The 23,109-nt window shown below is 69.5% G+C and carries 22 protein-coding genes, 1 tRNA gene and 1 pseudogene; 12 read left to right on the top strand and 12 right to left on the bottom strand.

The genetic code is table 11. The features are described from left to right. The first annotated feature begins 1 nt into the window (after nucleotide 1). The 3 genes from EHW97_RS05285 to EHW97_RS05275 all read left to right on the top strand — a co-directional run bounded on the left by EHW97_RS05285 (nucleotide 2) and on the right by EHW97_RS05275 (nucleotide 2,513). A complete protein-coding gene (locus EHW97_RS05285) occupies nucleotides 2-1,132 on the top strand; it encodes an LLM class flavin-dependent oxidoreductase (RefSeq protein ID WP_124236123.1) in 1,131 nt (376 codons plus the stop codon). Then, nucleotides 1,129-1,620 (top strand): flavin reductase family protein, encoded by a 492-nt coding sequence (locus tag EHW97_RS05280; protein WP_208001903.1) that lies wholly within the window; start codon nucleotides 1,129-1,131, stop codon nucleotides 1,618-1,620. Before EHW97_RS05285 ends, EHW97_RS05280 begins: the two co-directional genes overlap by 4 nt. 179 nt (nucleotides 1,621-1,799) lie before the next feature. Then, a complete protein-coding gene (locus EHW97_RS05275) occupies nucleotides 1,800-2,513 on the top strand; it encodes an alpha/beta hydrolase (protein ID WP_166367397.1) in 714 nt (237 codons plus the stop codon). Nucleotides 2,514-2,516: 3 nt separating this feature from the next. Here EHW97_RS05275 and EHW97_RS05270 read toward each other — a convergent pair whose 3' ends face one another. From EHW97_RS05270 to menB, 4 genes are all read right to left on the bottom strand, one after another. After that, the gene (locus tag EHW97_RS05270) at nucleotides 2,517-3,245 is read right to left on the bottom strand and encodes an amino acid ABC transporter ATP-binding protein (RefSeq protein ID WP_124236121.1); all 729 of its coding nucleotides are present in this window, start codon (nucleotides 3,243-3,245) and stop codon (nucleotides 2,517-2,519) included. 1 nt (nucleotide 3,246) lies between these two features. After that, a complete protein-coding gene (locus EHW97_RS05265; protein ID WP_124236120.1) occupies nucleotides 3,247-4,110 on the bottom strand; it encodes an amino acid ABC transporter permease in 864 nt (287 codons plus the stop codon). Continuing rightward, a complete protein-coding gene (locus EHW97_RS05260) occupies nucleotides 4,107-4,976 on the bottom strand; it encodes an ABC transporter substrate-binding protein (RefSeq protein ID WP_124236119.1) in 870 nt (289 codons plus the stop codon). Before EHW97_RS05260 ends, EHW97_RS05265 begins: the two co-directional genes overlap by 4 nt. 151 nt (nucleotides 4,977-5,127) lie before the next feature. Then, on the bottom strand, nucleotides 5,128-5,961 hold the full coding sequence (gene menB / locus EHW97_RS05255; protein ID WP_124236118.1) for a 1,4-dihydroxy-2-naphthoyl-CoA synthase: 834 nt from the start codon (nucleotides 5,959-5,961) through the stop codon (nucleotides 5,128-5,130). Between the two features lie 114 nt (nucleotides 5,962-6,075). Here menB and EHW97_RS05250 point away from each other — a divergent pair, with 114 nt between their 5' ends. From EHW97_RS05250 to EHW97_RS05240, 3 genes are read left to right on the top strand one after another with little or no spacing between them, the layout of a single operon-like run. Beyond that, nucleotides 6,076-6,441, top strand: coding sequence for a GntR family transcriptional regulator (locus EHW97_RS05250; RefSeq protein WP_124236117.1), 366 nt, complete (start codon nucleotides 6,076-6,078; stop codon nucleotides 6,439-6,441). After that, entirely contained in the window at nucleotides 6,438-6,704 is a 267-nt protein-coding gene (locus tag EHW97_RS05245; RefSeq protein ID WP_124236116.1) for an ATP-binding cassette domain-containing protein, read from the top strand. Before EHW97_RS05250 ends, EHW97_RS05245 begins: the two co-directional genes overlap by 4 nt. A gap of 9 nt (nucleotides 6,705-6,713) precedes the next feature. Continuing rightward, entirely contained in the window at nucleotides 6,714-7,469 is a 756-nt protein-coding gene (locus tag EHW97_RS05240) for a helical backbone metal receptor (protein WP_124236115.1), read from the top strand. Between the two features lie 12 nt (nucleotides 7,470-7,481). Here the strand turns inward: EHW97_RS05240 and EHW97_RS05235 are convergent, their stop codons facing one another. Continuing rightward, nucleotides 7,482-8,105, bottom strand: coding sequence for a hypothetical protein (locus tag EHW97_RS05235; RefSeq protein WP_124236114.1), 624 nt, complete (start codon nucleotides 8,103-8,105; stop codon nucleotides 7,482-7,484). Between the two features lie 137 nt (nucleotides 8,106-8,242). Continuing rightward, nucleotides 8,243-9,640, bottom strand: a complete 1,398-nt coding sequence (gene lpdA, locus EHW97_RS05230) for a dihydrolipoyl dehydrogenase (protein WP_124236113.1) — start codon at nucleotides 9,638-9,640, stop codon at nucleotides 8,243-8,245. 225 nt (nucleotides 9,641-9,865) lie between these two features. Between lpdA and EHW97_RS05225 the strand changes: the two genes are divergently transcribed. Together EHW97_RS05225 and EHW97_RS05220 are read left to right on the top strand one after the other, a co-directional pair. Beyond that, a complete protein-coding gene (locus tag EHW97_RS05225) occupies nucleotides 9,866-10,543 on the top strand; it encodes an HNH endonuclease family protein (protein WP_124236112.1) in 678 nt (225 codons plus the stop codon). Beyond that, nucleotides 10,543-11,004: a GNAT family N-acetyltransferase gene (locus EHW97_RS05220; RefSeq protein WP_124236111.1), complete on the top strand. Its 462-nt coding sequence runs from the start codon at nucleotides 10,543-10,545 to the stop codon at nucleotides 11,002-11,004. The genes EHW97_RS05225 and EHW97_RS05220 overlap by 1 nt, the downstream gene beginning before the upstream one ends. 8 nt (nucleotides 11,005-11,012) lie before the next feature. Here EHW97_RS05220 and EHW97_RS05215 read toward each other — a convergent pair. Then, a tRNA-Thr gene (locus EHW97_RS05215) sits at nucleotides 11,013-11,088 on the bottom strand. Between the two features lie 130 nt (nucleotides 11,089-11,218). Between EHW97_RS05215 and EHW97_RS05210 the strand changes: the two genes are divergently transcribed. Continuing rightward, a complete protein-coding gene (locus EHW97_RS05210) occupies nucleotides 11,219-12,379 on the top strand; it encodes an amino acid deaminase/aldolase (protein WP_124236110.1) in 1,161 nt (386 codons plus the stop codon). Beyond that, the gene (locus EHW97_RS05205; protein WP_124236109.1) at nucleotides 12,376-13,659 is read left to right on the top strand and encodes a D-arabinono-1,4-lactone oxidase; all 1,284 of its coding nucleotides are present in this window, start codon (nucleotides 12,376-12,378) and stop codon (nucleotides 13,657-13,659) included. The genes EHW97_RS05210 and EHW97_RS05205 overlap by 4 nt, the downstream gene beginning before the upstream one ends. Nucleotides 13,660-13,917: 258 nt before the next feature. On the opposite strand, the gene EHW97_RS05200 is transcribed toward EHW97_RS05205, so the two are convergent. The 4 genes from EHW97_RS05200 to purL form a co-directional block, all read right to left on the bottom strand. Further along, on the bottom strand, nucleotides 13,918-14,913 hold the full coding sequence (locus EHW97_RS05200; RefSeq protein ID WP_124236257.1) for an inorganic phosphate transporter: 996 nt from the start codon (nucleotides 14,911-14,913) through the stop codon (nucleotides 13,918-13,920). A gap of 21 nt (nucleotides 14,914-14,934) precedes the next feature. Continuing rightward, nucleotides 14,935-15,552, bottom strand: coding sequence for a DUF47 domain-containing protein (locus EHW97_RS05195; RefSeq protein ID WP_124236108.1), 618 nt, complete (start codon nucleotides 15,550-15,552; stop codon nucleotides 14,935-14,937). 92 nt (nucleotides 15,553-15,644) lie between these two features. Beyond that, nucleotides 15,645-15,839, bottom strand: coding sequence for a hypothetical protein (locus tag EHW97_RS05190; RefSeq protein ID WP_124236107.1), 195 nt, complete (start codon nucleotides 15,837-15,839; stop codon nucleotides 15,645-15,647). Between the two features lie 20 nt (nucleotides 15,840-15,859). Further along, on the bottom strand, nucleotides 15,860-18,124 hold the full coding sequence (purL, locus tag EHW97_RS05185) for a phosphoribosylformylglycinamidine synthase subunit PurL (RefSeq protein WP_124236106.1): 2,265 nt from the start codon (nucleotides 18,122-18,124) through the stop codon (nucleotides 15,860-15,862). Between the two features lie 141 nt (nucleotides 18,125-18,265). On the opposite strand from purL, the pseudogene EHW97_RS05180 reads away from it, so the two are divergent. Continuing rightward, nucleotides 18,266-19,509: pseudogene (locus tag EHW97_RS05180) on the top strand (YeeE/YedE family protein). Nucleotides 19,510-19,577: 68 nt separating this feature from the next. Here the strand turns inward: EHW97_RS05180 and EHW97_RS05175 are convergent. Continuing rightward, complete coding sequence (locus EHW97_RS05175; protein WP_124236105.1) at nucleotides 19,578-21,443, bottom strand: anthranilate synthase family protein; 1,866 nt, start codon at nucleotides 21,441-21,443, stop codon at nucleotides 19,578-19,580. Between the two features lie 238 nt (nucleotides 21,444-21,681). On the opposite strand from EHW97_RS05175, the gene EHW97_RS05170 reads away from it, so the two are divergent. Further along, nucleotides 21,682-22,872: an ArgE/DapE family deacylase gene (locus EHW97_RS05170; protein WP_243696313.1), complete on the top strand. Its 1,191-nt coding sequence runs from the start codon at nucleotides 21,682-21,684 to the stop codon at nucleotides 22,870-22,872. The last annotated feature ends 237 nt before the right edge of the window (nucleotides 22,873-23,109 follow it).

Genomic DNA, 23,109 nt, shown 5'->3' with positions numbered 1-23,109 from the left:
CATGAGCATCAGCACCCACTGGTTCCTGCCCACCACAGGCGACGGGCGCACCCTCGTCGGCGGCGGTCACAGCGTGCCTCGCGGGATCGGCGTCCCGACGGCGGACGTCGGGACCGCAGCCGCCTTCCGCGAGCCTGACATCGAGTACCTCGCGCAGGTGGCGCGCACCGCCGAACTCCTGGGTTTCGAGGGCGTTCTGACCCCGACCGGCACGTGGTGCGAGGACGCCTGGCTGACCACGGCCGCGCTGCTGCGCGAGACCGAGCGGCTGAAGTTCCTCGTCGCGTTCCGGCCCGGAGCGATCGCGCCGACGCTCGCGGCGCAGATGGCGGCGACCTTCCAGCGCCACTCGCGCGGTCGGCTGTTGCTCAACGTCGTCACCGGCGGCGAGCCCGACGAACAGGCGCGCTTCGGCGACCGGCTGACCGCTGCGGAACGTTACGCGCGGACCGACGAGTTCCTCTCGGTGCTGCGGGGCGCGTGGCAGGGAGGGTTCGACTTCTCCGGCGACTACTACGACGTCGTGGACGCGCGGACGCGCCAGGCTCCCGATCCGCTTCCGCGGCTCTACTTCGGCGGGTCGTCGGCGCCGGCCGGCCCCGTCGCCGCGCGTCACGCCGACGTGTACCTCACGTGGGGCGAACCGCCGGCTCAGGTCGCGGAGAAGCTCGACTGGGTACGCGGGCTGGCCAAGGAGGAGGGCCGCGAGCTGCGGTTCGGCATCCGGCTTCACGTCCTGACGCGCGACACCAGCGAGCGAGCGTGGGCGGAAGCTCAGACGCTGATCGACGGCCTCGACCCGGCGCACATCGAGCAGGCCCAGGCCGCCCTGGCGAAGTCAGAATCGGTGGGCCAACAGCGCATGCGTGAACTCCACGCCGGAGCGCGCCACGCACGCGACGCACGCGCGCTCGAGATCTCGCCGGGGCTGTGGGCTGGGGTGGGCCTCGTGCGTGGCGGCGCGGGCACGGCCTTGGTCGGTTCGCACGCGGAGGTCGCCTCGCTCATCGAGGAGTATCACGCGCTCGGCATCGACGAGTTCATCCTCTCGGGCTACCCGCATGTGGAGGAGGCGTACTGGTTCGCCGAGGGCGTGCGCCCGATTCTTCAGAAACGCGGGGTGGTGTCGTGACCGTGACGCGTGCCGATCCTGGCGTGCAGGCAGGGCTGCGACAGGCGATGGCCAACCTCACCACCGGGCTGTGCGTCGTGACCACGTCGTCGGGAGGCGGCCGTCCGCACGGGACGACGATGAGCGGCGTCATGTCACTGTCGATGGACCCGCCCATGGTGCTGCTGTCACTGGCTCGCACCTCGAGCCTGTTGGCCCGGCTGAGCCGCGGTGGCACCTTCGGCGTGAACGTGCTGTCAGCGCATCAGGATCAGATCGCGTTGCGGTTCAGTAAGGACGTGCACGATCGCTTCGCCGACATCCCTTGGGACGACGCCGGCGCTCCGCGACTGGCCGACGCGCACGCGTGGGTGCTCGCCGACGTCAGCAGCCTCGTCCCCGCGGGCGACCACATGCTCGTCCTCGGAGACGTGGTCGCGGCGGAGGCCGCGGGAGGGCGCCCGCTGAGCTACTGGCAGCGCACGTTCGGCACGCACCAGGCCTTCTGACCGCGCCGGCCTGGTCGCCGAGTGGCGCGCGCCGGCCGGCACCGCGCTCGCCGCCGGGCCCGCTCGCCGCTGTTCCCACCTCGCCGAGTGGCGCAAAGTGAATACCGAGTGGCGCAGTCTGGGGGTGTTTCGGAGCGGAACGGCCCCAGACTGCGCCACTCGCGGGGAGGGAAGCGGGGTTGGGTGGCGGCTGGGTCGCGGGCTCGACCGCCGATGTCGAGCCCTACGCCAAGATCCTGGCCGCCGAGGGATACACCGTCGTCGCGGTGGACTACGCTCTGGCTCCGGCAGCGCGCTATCCCCTGCCGCTGCGGCAGGTCGGGGCCGCGCTCAGCTGGCTCACCGAACACGCCGACGAGGTCCACGTCGACATCGACCGGCTGGTGCTCGCCGGCGACTCGGCCGGCGCGCAGATCAGCGCCCAGCTCGCGATCGCCATCACCGACCCCTCGTACGCCGCACGCATCGGCGTCGAGCCGACCGTCGCCGCCCACCAGTTGCGCGGCGTCATCTCGCACTGTGGCCCGCAACTGCCCGAACTACTTGAGGATGCCCACGGAGTCGAGGGCTGGTTCATCCGGACGATCGGTCGCGCCTACTTCGCCACCTCGTCGTTCGACGAACCGCACGTGCATGACGCCTCGGTCGCTGCGCAGGTGGGCCCCTCGTACCCACCGACCCTCGTCACCGGCGGCAACGCTGACCCGCTCACTCCCCAAGGCAAGGCGTTCGCCGAACGGCTGACCGCCGCGGGCGTGGACGTGACCACGATGTTCTGGCCCGACGACTACACGCCGGCCCTGCAGCACGAGTTCCAGTTCGACCTCCGGCTCGAGGCCGCCCAGGAGACGCTCGCCGCGACCCGCGCGTTCCTCGCCCGCGTCATGCGGTGAGGGTCAGCTCGGCAGGTACCGGGCCAGGAACTCGCGTGTCCGGGGATCGCGCGGTGCGGTGAAGATCTGCTCGGGGGTCCCCTCCTCGATCAGCACGCCACCGGAGAGGAACACGACGCGATCGGCGCACTCGCGCGCGAACGCCATCTCGTGGGTGGCCATGACGATCGTGTGGCCCTCGTTCTTGAGGTCGCGCACGACGTCGAGCACCTCGCCGACCAGCATCGGGTCGAGGGCGGCGGTCACCTCGTCGAGCAGCAGCAGCTTCGGCTGCATCGCGACGGCGCGGATGAGCGCGACCCGCTGCTGCTGACCACCCGACAAGGCGTCCGGATACGCGTCCGCCTTGCCGTTCAGGCCGATGCGGTCGAGAAGCGCGTGGGCACGACGCTCGGCGTCCGCCTTGGACTGCCTCAGCACGCGCCGGGGGCCGATCGTCACGTTGTCGAGGACGCTCAGATGCGGGAAGAGGTTGTACGCCTGGAAGACCATGCCGATCTCGCGCCGCGCGCGGTCGACGTCGATCGCCGGGTCGGTGAGTTCTTCGCCGTCGAGCCAGATGTCGCCGTCGTCGGTCACCTCGAGCAGATCCAGACAGCGTAGGAGCGTTGACTTGCCCGAGCCGGACGCGCCGATGAGGCACACGACCTCGCCGCGCGCGACCTCGAGGTCGATGCCGTCGAGAACCACGTTCTCCCCGAACGCCTTGGTCAGTCCGTTGATCCGCAGCATGTCAGATCCCGTTCTCGCGCCGCAGGGAGCGGATCGTGAGCCAGTCGGTGAATCGCGCGAGCGGGATGGTCACGACGATGAAGAACAGCGCGGCGATGCACAGCGACGTGAAGTTGAAGGTCTTCGCCGAGTAGACCTGCGCGGCACGCAGCGCCTCGACGAGACCGATGGTGGACAGCAGCGCGGTGTCCTTCTGCAACGAGACGAAGTCGTTGATGAGCGGCGGCGCGACCCGGCGGACCGCTTGCGGCAGGACGATGTGCCGCAAGGTCTGGCCGTAGCTCATGCCCAGGGCCCGTCCGCTGGCCCACTGCGTGGGATGGATCGAGACGAGGCCCGCCCGCAACACCTCGGCGACGTACGCGCCATAGCTCAACGTCAGGGCGATGACGCCGAGCCAGAACAGGCTGGTCGGCAGACCGCTGAGGTTGAGCGCCGGCACGCCGAAACCGACGAGCAGCACGACGAGCAGCGTCGGGATGCCGCGGAACACATCGGTGTAGAGCGCCGCCAGGATCTTCAACGGGGTCAGCGCGGGCGAGGGGATGACCCGCACCACCGCGACCAGCAGCGCGAGCGCGAGCACCAGCAGCTCGATGGTGAGGAACAGCCGGATGTTCAGCAAGAAGGCGTCGACGATCGCAGGGAACGACTCACGCGCGTGGCGCCAGTCGAAGTACGTCGCCTGGACCCGCTCCCAGCCCGGGGCGTTGACCACCACGACGAGCATCAGGCCGAGCACGACCACCGTGGAGACGGCGGCGACCGTGACGCGGCGCCGCGAGCGACGCTGCCGATAGGCGTTGCGCTCGAGCTGGCGGGCGCTGAGCGTGCGGCCCGCCCCGGGTGGGAGCGAGGAGGTCACTGCAGCTCGGGGACGTTCGCCGACTCCGAGAGCCACTGCTGCTCGATGTCGTCGAGCGTGCCGTCCTCACGGAGCGACTCGATCGCCGCGTCCAGGCACGGCGTGAGCTTGCTGCCCTTCTCCAGCAGCAGGCCGAACTCCTCGGACTCGCCGGTCTCGGGCTGGAACTGGCCGGCGATCGTGGAACCGTCGATCTCCGCGGCGGTGAGGTAGAACGCGGTGGGCAGGTCCGCGACGATGCCGTCGACCTGGTCGTTCTGCAGCGCCTGGGCGGCCTTGGTGGTGTCGTCGTACACCAGCGGGTCGGTCGCCGGATCGATCTGCTCGATCGCGGTCAGCGACGTCGTGCCGATCTGGGCACCGAGGCGCGCATCCTTGAAGTCCTCCAGCGAGGTGGCGTCGGCGAACGGCGAGCCCTCGAGCGTGATGATGGCCTGCGCGGCCGAATAGTACGGCTCGGAGAAGTCGACCGCGTTCTTGCGCTCCTCGGTGATCGAGATCTGGTTGATGTCGAAGTCGAAGTCCTTCGCGCCGGGCTGGTACGAGGAGTTGAACGGCACGACGACCCACTCGACCTCATCCTCGCCGAAGCCGAGCTCCTCGGCGACGGCATAGGCGACCGCGCTCTCGAAGCCCTCCCCGTTGCTCGGGTCGTTGTCGACGAACCACGGCTCGAAGGCCGGATCGTCGGTCGCGATGGTGAGCACGCCGTCGTTCTTGAGGGGCAGCGAGTCGGTCGAGCACTGACCGTCTCCGGCGGCGTCGTTGGCGGAATCGGCGTCGTTCTCGTCGGCCGGCGCGCAGGCCGAGGCGAGAACGAGCAGGCTGGCGGCGGCCGAGAGGCCGAGGATACGGGGGGAACGCATGGGGACCATGGTACGAAAGCGGTCTCGCTGACTGATCAGGCGTATCACCCTCCGGTCACCCGCCGTTCACCGCGAGACCGACGAAAACCGGCCGTGCTCACGCGGCGATCTGCGCGGACACGGCCGGTTCCGTACCTTCTCGAGGACCCGACTACGGACGGCGCGGGAAGCGCTCGAACTCCGGGCGGCGCTTCTCCTTGAAGGCCTCGCGCCCCTCCTTGGCCTCCTCGTTGCCGTAGAACAGGAGGTTGGCGTCGTGGGCGAGCTGCTGCAGGCCCGCGTAGCCGTCCTCGGAGGCGTGGAAGCTGGCCTTGAGCAGACGCAGGGCGAACGGCGAGTGCTGCAGCATCTCGCGGCACCACTTCACGGTCTCGGCCTCGAGCTCGGCGAGCGGCACGACCGTGTTGACGAGCCCCATCTCCAACGCCTGGGAGGCGTCGTACTGGCGGCACAGGAACCAGATCTCCTTGGCCTTCTTGGGGCCGACGAGATCGGAGAGGATGCTGGCGCCGAAACCGCCGTCGAACGAGCCGACCTTCGGGCCGACCTGGCCGAAGCGGGCGTTGTCCGCGGCGATCGTCAGATCGCACACCAGGTGCAGCACGTGGCCGCCGCCGATGGCCCACCCGGCGACCATCGCGACGATCGGCTTGGGGGTGCGGCGCATCTGCACGTGCAGGTCGGTGACGTGGAACCGGCCGGTGGCTCCCGCGTCGGTCTTGTAGCCACTGTCTCCGCGCACGCGCTGGTCGCCGCCGGAGCAGAACGCCTTCTCCCCCTCGCCGGTGAGGATGATCGCCCCGACCCGCTCGTCCTCGCGGGCCACGTTGAGCGCCTCGGAGATCTCGATGATCGTCTGCGGCCGGAAGGCGTTGTGCACCTCAGGGCGGCAGATCGTGATCTTGGCGATCCCGTCGCTCGTCGTCTCGTAACGGATGTCGTCGTAGTCACCGGACGCGGTCCAGTCGATCGGGGCGGAGCTCATGGGCCTCAGCCTAAGACGATCGAGGCGACGGTACGCGGTCGGCTTGACCGCAACCCTGGTCCTATGGTACGTTACTCAAGTAACGAACCAGTTAACAATGGCGGGAGGGTGAGCGTGTTCGACGGCCGTGATCCCATCTACGTCCAGATCGCCGACCAGATCCGACACGACGTGCTCGCCGGAGCGCTCGAGGAGGGCCAGCAGGTCATGTCCACGACGCAGTACGCCACGACGTACCGCATCAACCCGGCGACTGCCGCCAAGGCCTTCGGCCAGCTCGTCGACGAGGGCGTGCTCTACAAGCAACGCGGTGTCGGCATGTTCGTCGCCGAGGGCGCGCGCGCCCGTCTGCGCGAGCAGCGACGCCAGGACTTCTTCGCCGAGAAGGTCGACCCGCTCGTCCACGAAGCGGACATCCTCGGCATCGACGCCGCCGAACTCACCGCCTACATCGACCGCCACAGGAAGGACACCCCGTGAACGGCTACTTCGTGCAGACGCGCGATCTCGGCGTTCGCTACGACGACATCGAGGCCCTCCGCGGCGTGACGCTCGACCTCGCCGCCGGCGGCATCTACGGGCTTCTCGGCCGCAACGGCTGGGGCAAATCCACCCTCGTCTCCACCTTCGCCGCGCTGCGCCGACCCACCAGCGGCTCGGTCCTCGTGAACGGCGATCACCCCTCAGACCTCCTGACCGGGGCCGTCGTCGCTCCTCAGCCGCTTCCCAGCTGGCCCGCCTAAGGTGGACGTATGCGCGACGATCTGGGAACCGAGCTCATCACCCGCCATCCCGTACGCCGCGTGGTGAGTCTCGTCCCGTCGCTCACGGAGGCCCTCGCCGCCACCCGGCCGGAGGCGCTGGTCGGAGCCACGGACTGGTGCACTCAGCCACCCGGTCTCGACGTCACCCGTGTCCGCGGCACCAAGAATCCCGACCGTGACCTCATCTCCGAGCTGCGTCCGGACCTCGTCGTGGCGAATCAGGAGGAGAACCGCGAGCTCGACGTCCGGCGACTGCGCGCGGAGGGTATCCCGGTCTGGGTCACCAAGATCGAGACCCTGGACGAGGCGTTCGCCTCCATGCGCCGGCTGTTCGTCACCGCGCTCGGCTGGGGTGTGCCGGACTGGCTGGTCGAGGCCGAGCAGGTGTGGGCGGAGCCGCCGGGCGAGTTCCGCGGTCGTGCCGCGATGGCGATCTGGCGCGATCCGTGGATGGTGGTGGGCTCGTCGACCTTCACCGGTGACGTCATGGCGCGGCTGGGCCTCGAGAACGTCTTCGCGCATCACCCCGAGCGATACCCGCACGTCGAGCTCGACGAACTCGATCGCACGGACATCGATCTCGTCCTGCTCCCGGACGAGCCGTATGTCTTCACCCCCGACGACGGACCCGAGTCGTTCACCCGGACGCGGACCGTGTTGTGCTCGGGGCGCTCCCTGACGTGGTACGGGCCATCGCTGGTGACCGCGCGCGCCGAGCTCGAGGGCCGGCTCACGTCCGCGTGAGACCCGGCCGGCTCATGTAGCGAGGACGAATCCGGCCACGATGACGATGCCGGCCCCGACGACGACGATCACCACGAGAACCGAGAGCAGGATGGCGAACAGCACCGGGTGCGCGCGCCACCACTCGAGGGTGCGGGAATCGAGCGACTGCAGCTGTGCCGGGGTGATGGGCACGCGGATGGCTGTGAGCGGAACGCCGCGGCTGGTGAGGTCGTTGGCCAGCTCGGTCAACTGCTCGACCGTCCACATGTACCCGACGAGCAGGAGGAGGCGCTTCGTCGCCCCCAGGACGATCAGATGGTGCGTCGGTGCCAACGCTCCGAACGGCATGGAGTTGACGGTGATCACGCGTTCCACGGCGTCGACCTCGAAGCGTTGCCGGCGGAACATCCCCGCCGCCTCATAGGAACCGTCGCCGAAGATCACCCTCGATTGGGCCTCCTGGCGCTTCACGAGCACGAGGGTCAGCGCCACCATCAGCGGCGCGGCCGCCAGATAGATCACCCCCGCCGGCGAGCCGATCAGCAGCTGCATCAGACCGAGGACGACGAACAAGCCCGTCAGCGCGAAGCTGATCGAGAAATTCAGTCTCCTCAACGATCGCTGCTTGTCGACCGCCATCGTGAGTTCACGCATCCACCGCTCCTCGTCACCCTCCCGGGCTCGGGGCTATCGGATCGACTCGAGACGACGAACGGCGGACCGCCGAGCATCCACGCTGGGATGCCGACGACCCGCCGTCCGTTGCTGCGGCCGGCTACGGCCGCGGGGGATCAGAAGTTGATCATGTGCCCGACGAGACCGTGGAAGGCCTCCTGGAGCGCCTCGCTGAGGGTCGGGTGCGTGTGCACGTTGCGCGCGAGCTCCAGGGCACCGAGGTCCCACTTCTGCGCGAGCGTCAGCTCAGGCAGAAGCTCGGAGACGTCGGGGCCGATGAGGTGGCCGCCCAGCAGCTCGAAGTGCTCCTTGTCGGCGATCAGCTTGACGAAGCCCGAGGCGTCGCCGAGGCCGTGAGCCTTGCCGTTGGCCGTGAACGGGAACTTCGCGACGACGACGTCGTAGCCCTCCTCCTTCGCCTGCTCCTCGGTGAGACCGAACGAGGCGACCTGCGGCGTGCAGAACGTGGCGCGCGGCATCATCCGGTAGTCGCCGAGCTCCATCGTCTCCGCGTCGGCGATCGTTTCGGCGGCCACGACACCCTGGGCCTCGGCCACGTGGGCGAGCTGGAGCTTCATCGTGACGTCGCCGATGGCATAGATGTGCGGGACGTTGGTGCGCATGCGCTCGTCGATCGCGATGGCGCCGCGGTCGGTGAGCTCGACGCCGGCCTTGTCCAGGCCGAGACCCTCGACGTTGGGCTGGAAGCCGATCGAGACGAGGACGCGGTCGACCTCGATGGTCTCCTCGCCCTTCTTGCCGCTGTAGCGGACGGTCACGGAGCTGCCGTTGTCGGTGACCTCCTCGACCTTCGTGGAGGTGAGGATCGGGATGCCGAGCTTCTTGTAGGCCTTGGTGATCTCCTTGGAGACCTCGGCGTCCTCGTTGGGGAGCGCGCGGTCGAGGAACTCGATGATCGTCACGTCGACGCCGTAGGCGCGGAGCACGTACGCGAACTCCATCCCGATGGCGCCCGCGCCGACGATCGCGATCGAACCGGGCAGATCGTCACGCATGATCTGCTCTTCGTACGTGACGACGTTCTCGGACTTCTCCACGCCGGGGAGCATGCGGACCCGCGAGCCCGTGGCGATGATGACGTTCTCGAACTCGACCGTCTCGGTGCCGCCGCCGTTGAGCGCGACCTCGATCGAGTTGGGGCCGGTGAACGTGCCGCGGCCGTCGAACTCGGTGATGTTGTTCTTCTTCATGAGGAAGTGCACGCCCTTGACGCGCCCCTCGGCCACCTCGCGGCTGCGGCTGAACGCCTTGCCGAAGTCGAAGGAGACGTCGCCGCTGATGCCGAACTTGTCCGCCTCGTGGTTGACGATGTTGGCGAGCTCGGCGTTGCGCAGCAGCGCCTTGGACGGGATGCAGCCGACGTTGAGGCAGACGCCGCCCCAGTACTTGCTCTCGATGATCGCCACGGACTTGCCGAGCTGCGCGGCGCGGATCGCTGCCACGTATCCGCCGGGGCCGGCACCCAGCACCACGACGTCAAAGCGGTTGGACATGGACTCCCCTTCGAAGATTGGTCGCCTTCCAACCTAGCAAGGCAGGAGCATTCGGCTCGCGGCGGCTTCCCTGGGGCGGAGGGCGCGGAATCACTGCGAGCACAGCCGCGGGCGGATGCCCGTCCGACTGTCGATCCGGGGGCGATCGTGACTGTCGGTCGCGACGGCTACTGTGCTCGTGCCGTGCCCTGTCCGGGGCGGCGCCGCAGCGAGTGGAAGGCAGTGATGAAGCGGGTTCTCACAGGGATCGCGAGTGTCGTGGTGCTGCTCGCGGTCGTGCTCGGGTGGACCGGCGACGACATCCTCGCGCGCTCCGAGCCGGCGCCCGCCGCGGACGTTGGTGCCTCCGCCGAGCTCGTCGACAGCCTGCACGTCAGGGGGCGTGCGCCCAAGACGGGTTACGCGCGCGAGCAGTTCGGCGAACCGTGGACCGACGCCGTCGACGTCGAGTACGGGCGCAACGGTTGCGACACCCGCAACGACATCCTGCGGCGCGACCTCACCGAGGTCGTCTTCGGCGACGACCGCGGGTGCCGGGTGATGTCCGGCGTGCTCGACGACCCCTACACCGGCGAACGCATCGACTTCCGGCGCGGCGAACGCACGTCGAGCGAGGTTCAGATCGACCACCTCGTGCCGCTGTCCGACGCCTGGCAGAAGGGCGCGCAGCAATGGAGCCGCGAGAAGCGCATCGCCTTCGCCAACGACCCGATCAACCTGCTGGCCGTCGACGGCGCCGCGAACAGCGCGAAGAGCGATGCCGACGTCGCCACCTGGCTGCCGCCCCACCGCGCCTACCGGTGCACGTACGTGAGCAAGATCGTGAACGTGAAGGCGACTTACGGCGTCTGGGTCACCCAGGCGGAGGCCGACGCGATGCGGCGCGAGTTGCGGCGGTGCTGATGGCGGGCGAGGTGACGCTGCGCCGCTTCTCGGAGGCGGACTGGCCGTGGCTGCGCGACTGGTACGCCGACCCGCAGCTCGACGAGCAGTTGGGACCGATCGACGAGGCATGGCTGCACCACGTCCTCAGCGAAGACGACGGCGTCGAACTGGTGGCGTGTGACGGCGACGTACCCGTGGCGGTCGTCGGGTGCGTCTGGGGCACGAGCGACGACCCCGACCACGTCATCACCGATCTCGCCGTCGACCCCGGACGGCGACGCGAAGGGTGGGCCTCTGCGACGGTCCGGGCGTTCACCGCGTGGCCGGGCCACCCTGTGACGCGCGCATGGCGGGCCTACGTCGACGTGGAGAATCCCGCAGGGTTCGAGTTCTTCGCGAAGCTGGGGTGGTCGCTCGCCGAGACCGCTGAGGCCCGGGGCGACGATCTTCACCTCTTCCGGGCGCCGTTGACCGAGTGAGCCGGTCGTGGAGCCCCCGACAGGATTCGAACCCGCGACATCCTTATTACAAGTAAGGCGCTCTACCAACTGAGCTACAGGGGCATGCGGCCGAGCCGCCCGACCATCGTAGGGCACAGCCCCCGCCACGCACTCACGTAGCGAGGGCGCGGACCCACAGAGGCGTGTCGGAAAGGTGCCACGAGAGGCACGCAGACTGCGCGATACTGGGCGCGTGCCCGACTACGAACGGCTGCTCAGCGCCACCGCCTCGCTCGACCCGCCCTACGCGATCGTCGACGAGGAGGCGCTGTGGGCCAACGCGGCCGACCTGATCGCGCGCGCGGGCGGCAAGCCGATCCGGTTGGCCACGAAGTCGGTGCGGGTCCGCTCGATCATCAAGAACGCCTTGACCCTCGACGGCTTCCGCGGCGTCATGACGTACTCCCTGCCCGAGTCCGTGTGGCTGGCCGACCAAGGCGTCGACGACATCCTCCTCGCCTACCCGACCGTGCACCGTGAGGCGCTGCTCGAGCTCACGGCCAAGGACCACCGGCTCGCCGCCATCACCGTGATGATCGACTCGATCGACGGCATCGACTACATCGATCACGTCCTCGGAGCCGGTCACCCGCCCATCAAGGTCGCCATCGACGTCGACGCGTCCTGGCGCGTGGCCGGAGCGCATCTCGGCGTCCGGCGGTCCCCTGTGCACACGAAACGCGAGGTCAAGAAGCTGGCGCAGGCGATCGTCGAGCGTCCGGGCTTCGACCTGGTGGGCCTCATGTTCTACGACGCCCAGATCGCCGGGCTGCCGGACTCCTCGCTCGCGGTCCGCACCGTCAAGCGCCGCTCGCACGCCGAGCTGCAGCGTCGCCGCAAGCGCATCGTCAAGGCGGTCGGGAACCTCACCGATCTTCGGCTGGTCAACGCCGGCGGCACCGGCAGCTTGCACGTCACCGGCACCGACCCGTCCGTCACCGAGCTCACCGCCGGCTCCGGACTGTTCTCCCCCACCCTCTTCGACGGGTACCGCGCGTTCACCTCCCGACCGGCGGCGTTCTTCGCGCTGTCCGTGGTGCGCAAACCCACTCGCGACATCGCAACCTGTTTCTCCGGCGGCTACATCGCCTCCGGGCAGGCCGGTGAATCGCGCGTGCCGACGCCGGTGTGGCCCGAGGGGCTCTCACTGCTCGGCACCGAGGGAGCGGGCGAGGTGCAGACCCCGGTGCAGGGATCAGCGGCACGCCGGCTCGCGATCGGCGATCGGGTCGTCTTCCGGCACGCCAAAGCAGGCGAGATGTGTGAACGCTTCGACGAGGTCGCCGTCGTCACCTCGGGCGGTCACATCGTGCGCACCCCCACGTATCGGGGCGAGGGAAAGAACTTCGGATGATCACGTGGACCAACTGGGGCGGCAACGTCACCGCCACCCCGGCGCTCGTCGCGCACCCGGCGAGCACAGAGGAGGTCGCCACCCTCGTGCGGTCCCACCCGACGGTGAAGGCCGTCGGCGCGAGCCACTCGTTCACGCCCATCGCCGCGACTGAAGGCGTGCAGCTGCGGCTCGACCGGATGAACCGCGTACTGCACCACGACCCGGCGACCGGGCGCGTGCGGGTGCAGGCGGGGATCTCGCTGCGCGAGCTGAACCCGCACCTGCAGCGGCTCGGGCTCGCCCTGCCCAACCTCGGCGACGTCGACCCGCAGTCGGTCGCCGGCGCGATCTCGACCGGCACCCACGGCACCGGCGGACGCTTGCACGGCATCGCAGCCGCGGTCGTGGGCGTTCAGCTCGTCATCGGCGACGGCTCGGTCGTCGAGATCAACGAGGCGCACCCGTGGTTCGGCGCCGCACGGGTCGGGCTGGGGGCGCTCGGCATCGTCACCGAGGTCACCCTGCAGTGTGTGCCCGCGTTCCTGTTGCGCGCGCGCGAGGCGCCGATGCCGCTGCCGGAGGTGCTCGCCGGTCTCGACGATCTCGTCGACGGCAACGACCACTTCGAGTTCTACTGGTTCCCGCACACCGAGAAAGCGCTCACGAAGCGCAACAACCGGGTGCCGGAGGGGACGGAGCGCGCGCCGCTGCCCCGCTGGCGTTCGTGGCTCGACGATCGGTTTCTCTCCAACACCGTCTACGAGCGGGTCAACCGGTTGTCGGCCGCCCGTCCCGCGCTGATCCCGCGGCTGAACGCGATCTCCGGCTCGACGCTCGGGGCGCGCGAGTACATCGACCATTCGTACGCCGTGTTCGTCTCGCCGCGTGACGTGCGGTTTCGAGAGTCGGAGTTCGCGATGCCGCGGGCGGCCGCCGCGGACGTCATCAGAGAGTTGCAGCGGTGGTTCGGTCGACGAGACGAGTTCGTCGGCTTCCCGATCGAGGTGCGGTTCACGGCGGCGGACGACGTCTGGCTCTCCACGGGGCACGAGCGCGACAACGTCTACGTCGCCGTGCACCAGTACCACCGCGTCGACTTCCAGCGGTACTTCGCCGCGGCGCAGGACATCTTCGTCGCGCATGAGGGTCGGCCGCACTGGGGCAAGCTGCATACGCTCGACGCCGACTACTTCGCGCGCCTGTACCCGCGCTTCGAGGACTTCCGCGCCGTCCGCGACGCCGCCGATCCGGACCGCCGCTTCACCAACCCCTACCTCGCGCGCGTGCTCGGAGCCTGACGGATTACCAGGTTACGTAGGTTTTCCCTCACTCCTCCGGGTGAGTTCTCCCGGTGAAGTGAGGGAAAATCTCGAGACGTCGCGGCCAGCTCACCGCGCGCGAGCCTCGGCCGGCCGGCCCGAACGCCTGACCCGGACGTCCCGGTCTCAGCTCGCACTCTCGTCGACCCCACCAGGTTTCTTGCCACTTCTCGAGCGAAGTTCGCCCGGAGAAGTGACAAGAAACCTACGTAACCTGGTAAACCGCGCCGCGCCTCGCTACGGGAGGAAGAGGCGGGCGATGAAGTAGAAGAGGGCGGCGACGGTGGCGGCGGCGGGGATCGTGATGACCCACGCGACGACGATGCCCTGCGCCACTCCCCAGCGCACGGCACTGAACCGCTTCGTCGCGCCCGAACCCATGATCGCGGACGTGATGGTGTGCGTCGTCGACACCGGCGCGTGCAGGCCGATCGCCATCACGTACAGCACGGACGCCGCGGTCGCCTCCGCCGCGAAGCCCTTGGGCGGGTCGAGCTCGATGATCCGCCGACCGAGGGTGCGCATGATCCGCCACCCGCCCGAGTAGGTGCCGGCCGCGATCGCCGTGGCGGCCGCGACGATGACCCAGAACGGCACGTCGTTGCCGTCGTGCAGGCCGCCGGCGACGAGGGCGAGCACGATGATGCCCATCGTCTTCTGTGCATCCTGCAGGCCGTGCCCGAGCGCCATGCCGGCGGCCGAGACGGTCTGCGCGAGACGGAAGCCGCGGTTCACCCGGACCGGACGCGCTTTGCGGAACGCCCACATGATGGCGACCATCAGCAGATACGCGCCCAGGAAGCCCACCGCAGGCGACACGACCATCGGGATCGCGACCTTGTTGACGAGGATGTCCCAGCTGACCGTCGTGGCCGAGGCGACGCCGGCGCCGACGATGCCGCCGATGAGGGCGTGCGAGGACGAGGACGGGATGCCGAAGTACCAGGTGATGAGGTTCCAGGTGATCGCGCCGACGAGCGCGGCCAGGACGATCGTCAGCGCGTGGGCAGACCCCTCCCCCGGTGCCGCCTCGATCTGGATGATCTCCTGAATCGTCTGCGCGACGCCGACCCCCAGCCAGGCCCCGACGAAGTTGAGGATCGCCGCCATCGCGAGCGCGGCGCGCGGCGTCAGAGCGCGTGTCGACACCGACGTGGCGATGGCGTTCGCGGCGTCATGGAAGCCGTTCGTGTAGTCGAACACGAGCGCGATCACGACGACCGCGATCACCATGGCCAGGGTGAGATCCACCGGTCAGGACTCCTTGACGGCGATCTGCTCGATGGTGTTGGCGACCGACTCGAAAGCGTCGATGGCCGACTCCACCGACTCGACGATGTCTTTGAGCTTGAGGACCGCCATGGCCTTGTAGCTGCCGTCGAACAGATGCGCGAGGATCCGCCGGTGGTTACGGTCCCCCTCGTTCTCGAGGCGGTTGATCTCGATCCAGAACTCCTCGAGATCTTTCATGGTGCGCAGCCGCGGCATGGCCTCGGCAGTCAGCTGCGCGGCGCGCTGGAGCACCGCGACCTGGCCGGCGAACGCCTCGGGGAAGTCCGTCACGCCGTACAAGACGATGCTGTCGACGGCTTCGTCCATGTGGTCCATGACGTCGTCCAGGCCGCTGGCGAGGGCGTAGATGTCCTCGCGGTCGAACGGGGTGATGAACGTGCTGTTGACGCGCTTGATGATGCGGTGCGTCGTCTCGTCGGCCTGGTGCTCGGCCTCACGCATCCGCTCGGCGATGTCACCGTTGGTGACGTCCATGTCGAGCACCTGCGCGAGCAGATCGGCACCTTTCACCAGATGCTGGGCCGACTCGGTGAACAAGTCGTAGAAGGTCGTTTCGACCGGTCGAATGCGAAACCGCACGCAAGGCTCCCTTGAGAGGCGGAACTGGGCCGCCCACCATGCTAAAGGGCGCCTCACCACGCGGACGAATCGCGGTCGCCCCTTGCTCGCCGTCAGTTCACGGAGTCGTCATCGCCGTCCACGCCGAGCAGCTCGTCCACCTCATCCTGGGAGAGCGGAGCATCGGCCCCCGTGGCGGCGATCATGAGCCTGCTGGTCAGCTCGATCTCGTCGAGCGCGGCGTTGTCGCGGAGCCGCTCGTCGAGCGGCTCCGACCGGTGCTCTTCCCGGGGGTGAAGTGGGGACACAGACCGCAGAGTACTCCCGATCACGCGTGGGCGCTGATGCTTCCCAGAACCGCGGGAAGCGTGGAACGCCAGGCCTCGCGAAGCTGTGCGACGTCGATCGCGAACCGTCCGTCGACCACGATCTGCGCGCCACCGGTGCGACCGATCGAGGCGAGCTCGACGCCGTGCTGCTCGGCGAGGGAGACGAACTCCTCGTGGTTGTCCTCGGGCACCGCGACGAGCACGCGGCCCGCGGACTCGCTGAACAGGTCGATGAACGGGTCCTCGAGTTCGAGCGTGGCGCCGACGCCGTTGCGGAATGCCGCCTCGGCGACCGCCATCGCGAGCCCGCCGTCGGACAGGTCGTGGGCGGCCTCCACGATGGCCGACTTGGCGGCGTCGACCATGAGCGCGGCGAGCCGACGCTCGGCGTCCAGATCGACGGCCGGCGGGAGGCCGCCGAGGTGGCCGTGCACGACGTCGGCCCAGGTCGACCCCGACAGCTCGTCGCGTGTCTCGCCGAGGAGCAGCAGGTGCGCGCCCTCGGTGCGGAAGCCCTGGGTGACCCGCTGGCGGACGTCCTGGATGACGCCCAGCACGCCCACGACCGGGGTCGGGAGGATCGGGGTGTCGCCGGTCTGGTTGTAGAACGAGACGTTGCCGCCGGTCACCGGGATGCCGAGCTCGGCGCACGCGTCCTTGAGGCCGTGGGTAGCGCGCTCGAACTGCCACATGACGTCCGGGTCCTCCGGCGACCCGAAGTTGAGGCAGTCGGTCACCGCGAGCGGCTGGGCTCCCGTGACCGCGACGTTGCGGTAGGACTCGACGAGGGCGAGCTGCGCACCCGCATAGGGGTCGAGCTTGGCGAAGCGGCCGTTGCAGTCGGTGGAGACGGCGACGCCGAGGCCGGTCTCCTCGTCCACGCGGACCACGCCGGCATCCTCGGGCTGCGCGAGCACCGTGTTGCCGAGCACGTAACGGTCGTACTGATGCGTGACCCAGCTCTTGTCGGCCATGTTCGGGCTGGTGACGACCTGCTCGAACTGCTCGCGGAGGGCCTCGGGCGAAGTCGGCCGGGGCAGCTTCTCGGCGCCGTCGGCCTGGAGGTCGTCCTGCCACGTGGGGCGCGCGTACGGACGCTCGTAGACGGGTCCGTCGTGAGCGACCGAGCGCGGCGGGACGTCGACGACGGTCTCACCGTGCCAGTCGATGACGAGGCGATCCCCGTCAGTGACCTCACCGACGACGACGGCCTCGACGTCCCACTTGCGGCAGATGTCCATGAACGCGGCCAGGTGCTGCGGCTCGACCACGGCCATCATGCGCTCCTGGCTCTCGCTCATGAGGATCTCCTCGGGCGAGAGGGTGGCGTCGCGCAGCGGCACCTGGTCGAGTTCGACGTGCATGCCGCCGTCACCGGCGCTGGCGAGCTCGCTCGTCGCGCAGGAGAGACCGGCACCGCCGAGGTCCTGGATGCCGGCGACGACGCCGGCCTTGAACAGCTCGAGGGTGCACTCGATGAGGAGCTTCTCCATGAACGGGTCGCCGACCTGCACGCTCGGGCGCTTGGTCGGGCCCTCGTCGGTGAAGGTCTCCGAGGCGAGCACGCTGACGCCGCCGATGCCGTCGCCGCCGGTGCGCGCGCCGTAGAGCACGACCTTGTTACCGGCGCCGCTCGCGTGGGCGAGGTGGAGGTCTTCGTGACGCAGCACGCCGACGCACAGGGCGTTGACGAGCGGGTTGCCGACGTAGGTCTCATCGAACACCACCTCGCCGCCGATGTTGGGCAGACCGAGGCAGTTGCCGTAGCCGCCCACGCCCGCGACGATGCCGGGCAGGACCCGAGCCGTGTCGGGGGCATCGAGCGGTCCGAAGCGCAGGGGATCCATGACAGCGACCGGCCGCGCGCCCATCGCGAGGATGTCGCGGACGATGCCGCCGATACCGGTGGCGGCGCCCTGATAGGGCTCGACGTAGCTGGGGTGGTTGTGCGACTCGACCTTGAACGTCACCGCGTAGCCCTGGCCGATGTCGATGACGCCGGCGTTCTCGCCGATGCCGGCCAGCGTCTTGCCCAGCGGGGTCTCCTGGGGCAGCTCGCCGAACTTGCGCAGGTGCACCTTGCTCGACTTGTACGAGCAGTGCTCGCTCCACATGACCGAGTACATGGCCAGCTCGGCGCCCGTGGGACGACGGCCGAGGATCTCGCGGATCCGCTGGTACTCGTCGGGCTTGAGGCCCAATTCGGCCCAGGGCTGCTGGTGATCGGGGGTCGAGGAGGCGTGTTCGACGGTATCGAGCGTCACGGCACCAGCCTACTTGCTGCACCAGCTCGCCTCCGCGGCCTCCTCGACGGCCCCGAACACGCTGAGACACAACTCACCCTCGCCGGTCCAGATGCCGAAACGCCCCGGTTCTCGTGCCGGAGCGCGCTTAGCGTCGTCGACATGAGCAGCTTGCTGACGCCGGCACGCACGTCGGTCCCGACTCCCCCATCGCCGCCCGCACCGCCCGTCCAGCGCGGGCCGGCGGCGGTCGCCCTCACGATCGCGGCGGCGGCGGTTCTCTTCGTCGGCCTCCGGCACGGAGCACAGCAGGCCGTACTGCTCGCACTCGGTCTCGGCCTGGGGTTCACGCTCTTTCACGCCCGCTTCGGCTTCACGTCCGGCTGGCGGCAGCTCGTCGCCGTCGGCAACGGCTCGGGCGTCCGCGCGCACGCGCTGCTGCTCGGTACGGCCGCCACCCTCGGGCTGATCGTGCTGGCCAGCGGCAACAGCCTCTTCGGCAACGCGCCGGCACCGGCCGGCGCGCCCCTGGGCGTGGGGCTGCTGCTCGGGTCGTTCCTCTTCGGGTCGGGATGCAGCTCGGCGGCGCCTGCGCCTCGGGCACCCTGTTCGCGGTCGGCTCGGGCCAGAGCAGCATCCTCGTGACGCTTGCGGGCTTCATCGTCGGGTCGGTGCTCTACACCTGGCAGTACGACCTCGTGGACGACCTGCCGGCGTGGGAGCCGATCCTGCTGCAGGACCACGTGGGCTACCTCGGCGCCTGGGCGATCACCATCGGCCTGCTCCTGCTCATCGTGGGGGCGTCGCGCGCCTACCAGGCCCGTCGCACCCCACCGCCGACCGGTCGTCCGCCGAGCGCGACGGGATGGGATCGGATCTGGCGCGGCTCGTGGCCGATGCTCGTGGGCGCGGTGGTCCTCGGCGTCCTGGCGGTCGGCGTCCTATGGGTGTCCGGCGGCATCTGGGGCATCACGAGCGCCTTCGCGCTGTGGGGCGCCAAGCTGTTGCAGTTGCTCGGCATGCACCCGGAGACCTGGGCGTACTGGCAGCAGCCCGGGCCGTCGGCGCAGTTGGCCGGACCCGTGCTCGCCGACAAGAACTCGCTCACCAACATCGGCATCATCGTCGGCGCGGCCGTGGGCGCCACGTTGGCGGGCGTCTACACGCTCCGGCATCGGTTCAGCGGACGCGAGGCGCTCGCCGCGTTCCTCGGCGGCATCCTGCTGGGTATCGGCGCCCGCCTCGCGAACGGCTGCAACATCGGCGCCTACCTGGGCGGTATCACCACGGGCAGCGTCTCCGGCTGGGCCTGGGGCCTGGTCGCGCTGGGCGGGACCTGGGTGGGCCTGAAGCTGAGGCCGCTGTTCGGGCTCGCCGTGCCCACTTCTCGCGACACCGTCTGCTGAGCGGCCACCCGCCACGAAAGAGCCCGCCGCGATGACGCGTCCTGTCGTCACGGCGGGCTTTCGACGTGTCAGGCGGCGGGAAGCAGTTCGCAGACGAGGTCACGCAGGATCGCGAAGCCGTTCTGCGTGAGGATCGACTCGGCGTGGAACTGGATGCCCCGGTAGTGCGGACCCGCGATGAGGTGCACGTCGCCGCGCTCGTCGGTCTGCACGCTCACCCCGTCGGGGAGGCCGGACTCCGGCACCCGCGCGACGAACGTGTTGTAGAACCCGACGGTCTCCTCACGGTCCAGCACCTGCAGCCGGCTCTGCGTGCCCTGGAAGACGATGTCCTTGAACACGAGGTCCAGGCCCAGCTGGTGGCTCAGCGCCTGGTGCCCGAGGCACACGCCGAGGAACGGCTGGCGGCGCTCCAGCAGCCGGTCGACCGCGCCCCGCAGCACGTGCATCTTCGGCTCGTCGGCCCGAGGGTCGCCCGGCCCGGGACCCACCACGACGAGGTCGTAGTCGTCCAACGCACCGTCGACGTACGCGTCGTGGCGGACGATGTCGGTCGTCATGCCGAGCACGCTGAAGACGTGCGACAGCATGTTGACGAAGTCGTCCTCGCCGTCGAGGATCACGACCCGCTTGCCGGCCAACTGCGGCATCGGCGGGGTGCCCGACTGGTCGCTGAGCCAGAACTGGCTGAGCCGCTGGTTGCGTGACCCGAGCGCGATGAGCACGTCGTCCTCGCGGGTGAACGCGTCGAACCCGTCGGCCGCCGGCGGCGCCGCCTCGACGAGACCGAACGCGCTGAGGATGCCCGCGGCCTTCGCCCACGTCTCGGCGGTCTCGTACTCGGCGTCGGAGTCGCGCACGAGGGTGGCCCCGGCGCTGACCTTCAGCCGGCCCTCGAGGTCGACGTCCGCGGTGCGGATGAGGATCGGGGCGTCGGCCTTCTGTCGTCCGTCGGCGTCGCGGCCGATGAGCGCGGCGATCGAGGCGTAGTAGCCGCGGCCCTCCGGCTCGTACTGCGCGATGAGCCGGCACGCGTTCTCCACAGGGCTTCCGGTGACGGTGGCAGCGAACATCGAGTCGCGCAGCACCTCGCGGACGTCGCGATCGGTCCGCCCGGCGAGCAGGTACTCCGTGTGCACGAGGTGGCTCATCGGCTTGAGATACGGCCCGAGCACGAGTCCGCCCTCATGGCAGATGTCGCACATCATCTTGAGCTCTTCGTCGACGACCATGAAGAGCTCGTAGATCTCCTTCTCGTCGGACAGGAAGCTCAGCAGCTCACGCTTGCGATCGGCGTGCGTCTCCAGACCGCGCATCCGGAACGTGCCCGAGATCGGGTTCATCCGCACCTGGCCCGCATCGAGGCTGACGTGCCGCTCGGGACTCGCGCCGATGAGGTAGCGGTCGCCGGTGAAGATGCAGAACGTCCAGAAGGCGCCACGCTCGCGCTCGAGGAGTCGGCGCAGCACCGTCAAAGCGCGTTCGTGCCCCCAGTCGGCCACGTGCGCGCGATAATGCCGGCCGATCACGAGGTTGGCGCCTTCGCCGTGGCCGATCTCCTCGTCGATGATGCGGCGGACGATCCCCGCATACTCGTCGTCGCTCGTCTCGAACCCGCCGCGGTCGACGAACTCGACCGGCACGTCGGGAAGGAGCGTGAGCAGATCGCTCAGCGCGATCTCCTCGAGGACGTCGGCGCGGATCACCGACAGCGGCGTGCCGTCCTCGCGCGCGTCGAAGCCGCGCTCACGCACCTGCGCGTACGGCACGAGGACGAGGTGATCCCACCGCTCCTCGGCGCCCTCGGCGAGGGGGATGTCGGCGAGGCTCTCGAGGTCGGTCCGGGGACCGCCGAGCAGCGTGACCGTGTCAGCCTCGCGCCCGCGGATGAGCGCGAACGCCGGCTGGGCGAGGAGGTCGTCGAGCAGGGTCATGGAGGGACTTTCTAGGTCGGTCGCGGCCGAGGACGACGAACGCCCAGTACCGGCCGAGACGGCGGACTGGGCGTTGAATGCAGACGACAGGCCACCTATCGGCGGCGCCACCAGGTGCGAGTCGTCATGGCGGCAGCGTAGCGCATACGTCCCCCGCCCCGGGAGCGACGCCGACGACGGGACGTCGGCGTGCCGAGCCAGCGTGATCCGGCCGGGCGGACGCTGCGACACTGAGGCCGTGGACATCGATGAGGACGCTCTGCGCGACGATCTCGCCGCCCTCGTGGGCTTCGGCGCGGTCGGTGGCAGCGAGGCCGAGGTGGCGATCCAGCACTGGTGCGCCGAGCGGCTCACCTCGCTCGGGCTGGAGGTCGACCACTGGCGGGTGGACCTCGACGAGGCGCGTTCGCAGCCTGACTACCCCGGCGAGGAAGTCGCGCGCGAGGAGATGTGGGGCTGTGTCGCGGCCACGAACAGCGACCGGCCGGCGCTCATCCTGGCCGGGCACGTGGACGTCGTCCCGACCGGGGATCTCGCGCTCTGGGACTCCGATCCCTTCACGCTCACCTCACGCGACGGCCAGTGGCGCGGGCGCGGCACGTGCGACATGCTCGGCGGCGTCGCCGCGATCTTCGCCGCGGCGCGAGCGGTCGATCACGCCTCCCTGCGCCGCCCCTTCGCGATCCACACCGTCGTCGCCGAGGAGGACGGCGGTCTCGGCACCTTCGAGACGCTCCGCCGCGGGCACGACGGCGACGCGTGCCTCATCGCCGAACCCACGGCCGGCCGGCTCGTCACCGCCAACGCGGGGTCGCTGACCTTCCGTCTCGAGCTCCGCGGGGCCGCCACCCACGGTTCGATGCGCCGGTCGGGCGTCTCCACCATCGAGCTGCTGCCGCGGGTGCTCACCGCACTCGAGTCGCTCGAGGAGAAGCGGAACGCCGATGTGGCGACGCTCTTCGGGCCGCTGCCGTTCCCCATCTCGATCGGCATCGTGAACGCGGGTGACTGGGCGAGCACCGTGCCGGACCGGCTGGTGGCCGAGGGCCGCTACGGGGTCCGGCCGGACGAGGACTTCGCCGCGGCCGAGGCGTTGTTCGAGGCGCACCTCGCCGAGCTGTGCGAAGCCGATCCGTGGCTGCGCGAGCACCCGATCGAGGTGACGTGGTCGGGCGGACGGTTCGCGGCCGGCGTGACGGAGCCGGATCATCCGTTCGTGCAGCAGGTGCAGAGCCTCACCGGCGCTCCGGTGTCGGGAGCGCCCTACGGCTCGGACCTTCGCCTGTACGCCAGCGCCGGTATCCCCACCGTGCAGTACGGCCCGGGCGACATCACCGGCGCCCACGCCGTCGACGAATCCGTTCCGATCGACGAGGTGCTCCGCTGCGCCGCCACCTACCGCGACCTCATCCTCGCCCACTGCACCTGACCCCCGTCAGCCCCGATCGTCGAGTGACGACCGAGGAACGAGGGAGCAAGACCACACCGCCCGCACGGGTCTCGCTCCATCGGCGTTGAGCCACCTCCTACGGCCGCAATAGGTGGTCGAGTAGCCCGCGAGGAACGAGCGGGCGTATCGAGACCACGTATCGAGACGGTGAAGATGGGTGTGGGCTGTTGCTGGCGTTCTGACTTGTATCGAGACTGACGCCCTGCGGGTTGTCTT

It is taken from the genome of Aeromicrobium camelliae (assembly GCF_003850045.1).
Classification (GTDB): domain Bacteria; phylum Actinomycetota; class Actinomycetes; order Propionibacteriales; family Nocardioidaceae; genus Aeromicrobium; species Aeromicrobium camelliae.
Note: the sequence above shows the minus strand (reverse complement) of the source record. Positions and strands in the feature narration are given on the sequence as shown.